The sequence below is a fragment of the Psychroflexus sp. MBR-150 genome, assembly GCF_053628795.1.
This window is the reverse complement of the sequence record NZ_JBRJHB010000005.1, coordinates 153766-161808: the sequence shown is the minus strand read 5'-3', so window position 1 is coordinate 161808 and position 8043 is coordinate 153766. Positions and strand designations below refer to the sequence as shown.

The 8043-nt window shown below is 33.0% G+C and carries 8 protein-coding genes; 6 read left to right on the top strand and 2 right to left on the bottom strand.

All coding sequences use genetic code 11. The features are described 5' to 3' along the window. Nucleotides 1-93: 93 nt before the first annotated feature. Together ACSSV5_RS04680 and ACSSV5_RS04675 are read right to left on the bottom strand one after the other, a co-directional pair. Nucleotides 94-321, bottom strand: a complete 228-nt coding sequence (locus tag ACSSV5_RS04680) for a hypothetical protein (protein ID WP_454244973.1) — start codon at nt 319-321, stop codon at nt 94-96. A 5-nt stretch (nt 322-326) separates the two neighbouring features. Continuing rightward, complete coding sequence (locus tag ACSSV5_RS04675) at nt 327-473, bottom strand: hypothetical protein (RefSeq protein ID WP_454244972.1); 147 nt, start codon at nt 471-473, stop codon at nt 327-329. 188 nt (nt 474-661) lie between these two features. On the opposite strand from ACSSV5_RS04675, the gene ACSSV5_RS04670 reads away from it, so the two are divergent. The 6 genes from ACSSV5_RS04670 to ACSSV5_RS04645 all read left to right on the top strand — a co-directional run bounded on the left by ACSSV5_RS04670 (nt 662) and on the right by ACSSV5_RS04645 (nt 7970). Beyond that, complete coding sequence (locus ACSSV5_RS04670; RefSeq protein WP_454244971.1) at nt 662-2365, top strand: OstA-like protein; 1704 nt, start codon at nt 662-664, stop codon at nt 2363-2365. Beyond that, a complete protein-coding gene (locus ACSSV5_RS04665) occupies nt 2358-3539 on the top strand; it encodes an aspartate aminotransferase family protein (RefSeq protein ID WP_454244970.1) in 1182 nt (393 codons plus the stop codon). The genes ACSSV5_RS04670 and ACSSV5_RS04665 overlap by 8 nt, the downstream gene beginning before the upstream one ends. A 157-nt stretch (nt 3540-3696) precedes the next feature. After that, nucleotides 3697-5079, top strand: coding sequence for a tetratricopeptide repeat protein (locus tag ACSSV5_RS04660; RefSeq protein WP_454244969.1), 1383 nt, complete (start codon nt 3697-3699; stop codon nt 5077-5079). Next, nucleotides 5076-5909 (top strand): 1,4-dihydroxy-2-naphthoyl-CoA synthase, encoded by an 834-nt coding sequence (locus ACSSV5_RS04655; RefSeq protein WP_454244968.1) that lies wholly within the window; start codon nt 5076-5078, stop codon nt 5907-5909. Before ACSSV5_RS04660 ends, ACSSV5_RS04655 begins: the two co-directional genes overlap by 4 nt. 65 nt (nt 5910-5974) lie before the next feature. Further along, nucleotides 5975-6493, top strand: a complete 519-nt coding sequence (locus tag ACSSV5_RS04650) for a PH domain-containing protein (protein WP_454244967.1) — start codon at nt 5975-5977, stop codon at nt 6491-6493. Continuing rightward, nucleotides 6483-7970 carry a PH domain-containing protein gene (locus tag ACSSV5_RS04645; protein ID WP_454244966.1) on the top strand — a complete coding sequence of 496 codons (1488 nt, stop codon included), beginning with the start codon at nt 6483-6485 and terminating at the stop codon, nt 7968-7970. The genes ACSSV5_RS04650 and ACSSV5_RS04645 overlap by 11 nt, the downstream gene beginning before the upstream one ends. Nucleotides 7971-8043: the final 73 nt, after the last annotated feature.

Here is an 8043-nt window from a genome sequence, read left to right as displayed (position 1 = left end):
AAAAAATATGAATCAAAAAAAACATAAATCAAATTTTCAAAAAAAAATTAGAAAAGTTTAAAGAGAAAGAAATAAACGGTTTTTAGAAGTTACCTATAATAAATTTTCTATAGCATCAATCAATTCATGAGCTGACTTAAATGGTTTAACTTTTATTTTTCCAATTCTATACAATTGAAGTAATTCCAAAACTGATATGGTGCTGGCATGAAGCTGATTGCTATAGTCACTTAAAATATTTTTTGTCTCACTTGAAAGGTTTTGGGTTTGGCCAGATATAGTAAAAACTAAAATGTTAGTATCTAAAAGGTATCTCCCCATCTATTTTATTTGAGCACTGCTTTCATGTCTAATATCTCGCCTGTACCTTGTAATTTTTCCATTGCCAACCAAGTTTTAGATACTTTTTTTGATTTAGTATCTTTTTTTGCCTTAGATTTCTTGTCTTTTGTTTTGTCTGTTTCTGTAGCCATAACATTTAATTTGATATACAAATATACAAAAACTGTGATCAAATAGGTTAATCTTAAATTTTCTTCCAGTTGATATTTCGGTTATTTGGTATCTAATAAACGTTAATTATCAGGATTTTAACAATTTCACAGCACTTATTAATCACATTATAAAGGCTTTTGTGTAATTTTGCATAAACTTTTTGAATTTGAATAAGCTCATCATTTTTTGCTTTGTGTTGGTTTGTAGTTATGGATTCTCTCAAAATAGCCAAATTGAATACGAAAGTGAACGCACAAACATCAATGAAAAATTATATCCTGGTGCTTTTATTTTTAATAAAGTTACTAAACAAGTTTTTTTTAAACACGAAGGCATTAAAGTTTGGTGTGACAAGGCTATTTTTTATCAAAAAGAAAATTTTTTTAAAGCCTATGGCAATGTCAAAATGATACAAGATGACACCATCAACATGCGTAGTGCTTATGCTGAATATAATGGCAAAACACAGTTTGCTTTTGCCAGTGAAAACGTGGTTTTAACGACGCCGAGCAACCAACTAACCACAGATTCGCTGTTTTTTGATAGACTCGTTCAAAAAGCGTTTTATAGAAGCGGTGGTACCGTAAAAGATACCGCAAGCACCATTACCAGCATTCGTGGCACATACGAATTAGAAAATGATAAGTATGCCTTTCGGCAAGATGTAAAAGTTACAAGTCCAGATTACATTATTAAAACCGATATTTTAGACTTTTACACTGAAAATGGACACGCTTACCTCTACGGTCCATCAGTGGTAACAACAGAAAATGGCGAAGTGTATTGCGAGCGTGGTTTTTTTGATACCCGAGAAGATTTTGGATATTTTGTCAAAAACTCAAAGGTTGATTATGAACAACGTACCTTATATGGCGATAGCATCTTTTTTGACCAAAAACGAAATTTTGCCTCGGCAACCAACCATATTGAAATTATTGATACCATCAACCGAACTCGAGTCAAAGGCCATTATGCCGAAATTTATAAAGTAAAAGATTCAGTCATCATTACCAAAAACCCGATAGCCTCAACCTTTCAAGAAAACGATTCTATTCATATCGCCAGCGATACCATGATGATAACAGGTCCGCCAGACCAACGTATAGTTAGAGCTTATCCAGATGCACGACTGTTTAAATCTGATTTAAGCGGTAAAGCCGATTCTATACATTCATCACAAATTACTGGCTATACTAAGATGATAGGAAAACCCGTTTTATGGTCTGCCAATAGTCAGGTTAATGGTGACACTATCATGCTAATTTCAAATCTAAAAACCAATAAATTAGACTCCTTAAAAGTATTTTACAATAGTTTTATGGTTCAAAAAGACAGCATTGAAGGTTTCAATCAAATCAAAGGCAAAGAATTGTTTGGTTTATTTGAAAATAACGAATTAACCGAAGCACATTTTATTAAAAATGCTGAGTCGATTTACTATACCAGAAATGAAGATGGTGAACTTATTGGCATTGATAAAACCTTAGCCTCAAGTATCAAAATTGAATTTAAAGACAAAGAAGTTACCGATATGTATTATTTCAATAACGTCTCAGGAGTTACTTATCCAGAAACTGAACTTCCGCCTAATGCCAGAACTTTTAGAGGAATGGAATGGCGTGGAGAAGAAAAAATAAAATCCAAAGCCGAACTGCTATCTAACAGACCAAAATTTGATTTGACTGTAATTCATGGTTTAAAAGATTTAAAAATAAACGACTCAATTACTACTCCTTTTTATCAACAAAAAGACCTTAACGAAAAATCTAATCTTAAGAAAACAGACACAATTCTAAAACCTATTATGAAACAAAATAAAGGTCTAAAAACCTTAAAACCAAAATCGAAGGTCAAAAGCATTAATGAATAAAGAATTTCAAAAATATCAAGCACAAACCACACCGCATCCACTTGGATTAGAAGTTAAATCTGCAAAAGGTAGCTACATTTTTACAACCGATGGCAAAGCTCATCTCGATTTTGTAGCTGGTGTTTCGGCTTGCAACTTAGGACACTGTCATCCTGAAATTGTAGAAGCTATTAAAACTCAAGCTGAGCAATATCTTCATGTTATGGTTTATGGCGAATATGTGCTAAAACCAGCCTTAGACGTGTCAAAAACTTTAGCTCGAATTTTACCACAACCTTTAGAGCAAACCTATTTGGTCAACAGTGGCACAGAAGCCATTGATGGCTCGATAAAATTGGCACGACGAGCAACAGGTCGGTCGCAGATTATCGCTGCAAAACAGTGTTATCACGGTAATTCTTATGGTGCATTAAGTCTTATGGATTATCAGGAACGCACACAACCCTTTGAACCACTTTTGCCAGAAATCAAACATATTGAGTTTAATAACGAAAAATGTTTAGACTCAATTACAACCCAAACCGCCGCCGTCATTCTTGAAACTATTCAAGGTGCTGCAGGTTTTATTCTGCCTCAAAACGATTATTTAAAAAAAGTAAAACAACGCTGTGAAAAAGTAGGTGCTTTATTGATTTTAGATGATATTCAACCAGGATTTGGTAGAACTGGAAAACTTTTTGGATTTCAGCATTTTGATGTGGTTCCAGATATTTTAGTTTTAGGCAAAGCTATGGCATCTGGACTTCCTATTGGTGCTTTTACAGCTTCTCGAGAATTGATGCAATTGTTAAGTGATAATCCTAAATTAGGTCATATCACAACTTTTGGCGGACATCCAGTTGTTGCAGCCACCGCTTTAAAAACACTTGAGATTTTAGAAAACACTGATGTCGTCAAACAAATTAATGAAAAAGAATTGCTATTTAAAAGTTTACTAAAACATCCCTTAATTGAAGAAATCAGAGGAAAAGGGTTGATGTTAGCATTAATGATGACAACAGAAGAATTGGCCAATCAACTGATTTTAAAAGCCAAAGAACATAATCTGATTTTATTTTGGCTGCTTTATGAAAAAAAAGCCGTACGCATCACACCACCTTTAACAATAGCAGATGACGATATCAAAAAAGGCTGTAAAATCATTTTAAAAATTTTAGATGAATTGACAATGTGAAAGTATCATTAATAAGATAACTATTCTAATAACACAATTTGTAACTTGCACATTTAATAAATTGTTGATTATTTTGTTAACAACCTATTTAAAAAAAACAGAAACCGAATGAAAAGCCTTTTAATTTTAACCAATAAATATTCTAAAAGTCTCTTTTATGAAATTTGAATCCAACGAAGACTTTGATTTCCCTATTGAAAAATTCGAACACATGCTCAAAACCAACAACGTCTTATTTTTTGACGCAGATGAATTTGTTGAAATTGTAGAGCATTATATTGATATGGGAAAACTGGCCTTAGCCAAAAAAGCTTTAAAATTAGGTTTAGACCAACATCCTAATTACACAGACCTAAAACTTCTTAAAGCCGAAATTTACATTTTTGAAGACAAACACGCTCAAGCAGAAGACTTGCTGAAATATCTTCAAAAAGTAGATCCCGAAAACGAAGAAATATACGTGCTTCAAGCTAATATATATTCCAAACAAGACCGGCATCTTGAAGCGATTGAAACTTTAGAATACACCTTGGACTTTGCTATTGAACCTTCAGAAATATACAACTTGATAGGTATTGAATATCTGTTTATGGAAAATTTTGAAAAAGCCAAGTTGAGTTATATGAAATGTTTAGACCAAGACCACAACGATTTTACGGCTTTGTACAACATCATTTATTGTTTTGATTTTTTAGACCAACAAGAAGAAGCTATTGCTTACCTCAATCAATTTTTAGATAAAAATCCCTATTGCGAAATTGCTTGGCACCAACTCGGTAAACTTTATTTTGACATTGGCGAAGATAAACGGGCTTTGCAAGCTTTTGATTTTGCTATCTATTCAGACGATTATTTTGTTGGAGCTTATCTTGAAAAAGCCAAAGTGCTTGAACGGCTTAAACAATACAACGAAGCTATTGAAAACTATAAAATTTCAAACCAACTCGACGACCCAACGGCTTATGCCTATTTGAGAATTGGTAAGTGTTACATGAAATTAAACCATACTAACGAAGCTGTTAAGTTTTTTAAAAAAGCCGTTCACGAAGACCCAATGATGGACAAAGCTTGGTCGGCATTGACTGAGTTTTACATGAACAAAAAAGAGTATAAAACCGCTTTGTCATTTGTCAATAAAGCTTTAAATATTGACGGAGAAAATCCGCACCACTGGCGTAATTTTAGTATCATCAATAATGAACTTGGTGATTTTGAAGAAAGCAAAAAAGGACTTCAACATGCCTTAGAATTTGGTAATTATGAATTTGAAAATCTTTTGATGCAAATTGATATTTGTATTGAAGAAAAAAAATGGAAAGATGCCTTAGACACTCTAGATTATGCTCAAGAATTCTATGAAAATCATCCAGAATTTATGTATCGCTTAGCGGGTGTTTATTTTAAACTCAAAAAATTTGATCAAGCTTTAATAACTTTTCAAAAAGCATATCAACAAGATCAAGACTATGCTTTTGAAATGATTGATCTTTTTCCTGAAATGGCATTTCACGCTGATTACAAATCTTATTTTAAATTATGAATTGGACGACTGTAAAATCTTACACCGACATCACTTATAAAAAATCTAACGGCGTTGCTCGCATTGCCTTCAACAGACCAGAAGTCAGAAATGCTTTTAGACCCAAAACCGTTGCAGAACTTTACGAAGCTTTTCTCGATGCACGTGAAGATACTTCAATAGGTGTGGTCTTGTTTTCTGCTGAAGGTCCATCGCCAAAAGATGGTGTTTATAGCTTTTGTAGTGGCGGCGATCAAAATGCTCGTGGTCATCAAGGCTATGTTGATGATGACGGTATGCCAAGGCTCAATATCTTAGAAGTGCAACGTTTAATTCGTTTTATGCCCAAAGTCGTGATTGCTGTTGTGCCAGGTTGGGCTGTTGGTGGCGGTCACTCTTTGCACGTGGTTTGCGATTTAACTTTAGCCAGTAAAGAACACGCCATTTTCAAACAAACCGATGCCGATGTTACCAGTTTTGACGGTGGTTATGGCTCAGCTTATCTAGCCAAAATGATCGGTCAGAAAAAAGCACGAGAAATTTTCTTTTTGGGTCGAAATTATTCTGCCCAAGAAGCGGTTGATATGGGCATGGTCAATGCCGCTATCACTCACGAAAAATTAGAAGAAGAAGCTTATCAATGGGCACAAGAAATTTTAGAAAAATCGCCAACATCAATCAAGATGCTCAAGTTTGCTTTTAACTTGACTGACGATGGCATGGTTGGCCAACAAGTCTTTGCTGGTGAAGCTACTCGACTTGCCTATATGACTGATGAGGCCAAAGAAGGTCGCAATGCGTTTCTGGAAAAAAGAAAACCTAATTTTAAAAATATCAAATGGATACCATAATTTTTGATTTCAGATTTTAAAATTATTTTATCTAATCTTATTTTTCTTAAAAAGAATGAATCATCATGATAAATTTTCAAAACCAAACTTTAGATCTTGGTGATTTACCTCGTTTTGAAACTGTAGAAGGTCATCCTGTTGACAAAGCTTATTTAAAAGTTTTGAGAATATTATATACATTTTGGTTTCTGTTAGTGTTTTCTGGTTTGTTATTAAGTGAATATTCAATAGATTTACCTTCATCTATATTTTACTCTATTTTTGGGGGTTTGGCAATTTTATTTTTGCTTATCATACTAAATATCGAATTAGGATTTTCTCGACGAAAGTTTGGCATCAGAGAAAAAGATTTGATTTTTCAAAAAGGTTTTTTTGTATTCAAGCAAACCATCGTACCTTACAAACGCATTCAGCACATAGAAGTCAAACAAGGCTTAGTGTTTAAAGCTTTTAATTTATATACGTTAAAAATTTATACAGCTGGGTCATCCACAGGTGATTTAAGCATTGCAGGACTCAACCGCAACGATGCTGACAAATTGAAAGCCCAAATTCTAAAAGTTGCTGACCTTGATGAAAACTGATTTCTATAAACCTCAGCGACAAAATTTTAGGGGAATTTTGGTCATTTTTTTAATGGATTTAGCCAAACGTATCAAAGAAAATATTTTTGCGTTTTTACCTTTATTGAGTAGCAACATCAGACAAAATTATTGGGAGTTTATTGTATTGGGTTTTACATTATTACTGGTTTTGCAGTTGTTATATTCTTATAAAAGTTATCTGAATTTTAAATTTCATATTCAAGACGGTCGATTTTTTCTAAGACACGGTGTGTTTAAGTTTACAGATGTAGATATTGCTTTTGACAGGATTCAAAACATCAATATCAATCAAAATTTAATACAGCAGATGCTCAATGTGGTTGGCTTTGAAATTGAAACCGCTGGTCAAGGTAAAGCTGAAATCAGCATCAAAGCTTTGAGCCGTGAAGATGCAGTTGAATTAAAACATATTTTACTTGAAAACAAAACAGAAAATATTAATGAAAATATAGAAACACCAACTAAAACTGCCACAAAACCCGAAGTTCTTTTTCATTTGAACTTAAAACGCTTACTAAAAGTTGGTATTAGTTCAAATTATCTCAAAGGTTTAGGTTTGGTTTTTGCATTTATTGCTACTCTATTTCAGTATATCGAAGATATTTTTTCAAACCTATTTGGCGTTCATTTTGAGGAAACCTACCTTGATCAAATTCCTGAAACTCTTGGCTATATTGCTGGTTTTGTGATTTTTATCATAGCAGCTGCATTTATTGTCACCGTTGCAACTTCTGTGATTAAATATTTTGAATTAAAAATCACAAAAGTTGATAACGAGTTTGAAGTGGATTATGGACTTTTTAAACGCGTGAACCAAGTTATCAAAAAGAGTAAAACACAAGTTTTTGAAGTAGAGCAAAACCCCATAAAAGACCTTTTTGGTATCAAAAATATTTTTATAAGTCAAGCCTCTTCTGAAGAGCTTAACAAGAAAAAGAAAATAGGCATTGTAGGCGTGAGCAATGATGAAATCAATATTATGTTTCAATCTTTGTTTGATTTGCCTTATGCTCAAGAATTCGTTGTACGTCAAAGCAGTATGCGATTGATAATCCAATTGATGATACGGTATTTTATATTGAGTTTGGGTGTTGGAATTGGTCTGTATTTCTGGCAAAATTTTTATATCAGCTCAATTGTGTTTCTGATCTTAATGGTAATCTTTAGCATTATTTCATACAAAACTGTAAAGAAAAGCCATATCGGAGTCAATGAAAATTTAATAAAAATTCATTCTGGCTCAATTCACACCAATATGAAATATATAGCCACGCATAAAATTCAATCGTTAGCTTTAAAACGCAATTGGTATCAACAACGCAACCAGCACGCTGACTTGTTGATTTATACGGCTTCTGGCGATGAGCAAATCAGTTATTTAAAACATAAAGAAGCCTTAGAAATCATCAATTTTCTGACTTATAAAGTCGAGTCAAGTCAACACAGTTGGATTTGATATTGTACAATCAAATTAATTTTTATCTAAATATTTAACATTATATTATCAAATTAGAATATATTAAAATTAT

Excerpts from the sequence above, each read along its gene's own strand:
- ACSSV5_RS04680 (WP_454244973.1), bottom strand. The coding sequence starts at position 321 with ATGGGGAGATACCTTTTAGATACTAACATTTTAGTTTTTACTATATCT.
- ACSSV5_RS04675 (WP_454244972.1), bottom strand. The coding sequence starts at position 473 with ATGGCTACAGAAACAGACAAAACAAAAGACAAGAAATCTAAGGCAAAA.
- ACSSV5_RS04665 (WP_454244970.1), top strand. The coding sequence starts at position 2,358 with ATGAATAAAGAATTTCAAAAATATCAAGCACAAACCACACCGCATCCA.
- ACSSV5_RS04660 (WP_454244969.1), top strand. The coding sequence starts at position 3,697 with ATGAAATTTGAATCCAACGAAGACTTTGATTTCCCTATTGAAAAATTC.
- ACSSV5_RS04655 (WP_454244968.1), top strand. The coding sequence starts at position 5,076 with ATGAATTGGACGACTGTAAAATCTTACACCGACATCACTTATAAAAAA.
- ACSSV5_RS04650 (WP_454244967.1), top strand. The coding sequence starts at position 5,975 with ATGATAAATTTTCAAAACCAAACTTTAGATCTTGGTGATTTACCTCGT.
- ACSSV5_RS04645 (WP_454244966.1), top strand. The coding sequence starts at position 6,483 with ATGAAAACTGATTTCTATAAACCTCAGCGACAAAATTTTAGGGGAATT.